The following is a 243-nucleotide window of genomic DNA, read 5'->3' on the forward strand; positions in this document are numbered from 1 at the left end:
AGCGGCACGAGGTACGGCGCGTTCGGACGGCCCCGCAGCGGGACTGGCGTGAGGAACGGCGCGTCCGTCTCGACGGGGAGGCGGTCCCGCGGGGTGACCCTCAGCGCGTCGCGCAGGTTCTGCCCGTTCTTGAACGTCACGTTCCCGGCGAACGACAGGAAGTAGCCCGCGTCGGCGCACACCCGGCCCATCGCCTCGTCGCCGGAGAAGGAGTGGAACAGGGCGCGCTCGTGGCCCCCGCCC

Annotated in this window: 1 protein-coding gene; it reads right to left on the minus strand. The window is 73.3% G+C overall.

Annotated elements, in window-relative coordinates; translation table 11 throughout:
- Positions 1–243, minus strand: a 243-nt coding sequence (locus KVS71_RS18355; RefSeq protein WP_217585254.1) for a TatD family hydrolase, incomplete at both ends; no start/stop codon positions are given.

This window comes from Microbacterium sp. GbtcB4, from assembly GCF_019091465.1.
GTDB classification, from domain to species: domain Bacteria; phylum Actinomycetota; class Actinomycetes; order Actinomycetales; family Microbacteriaceae; genus Microbacterium; species Microbacterium paraoxydans.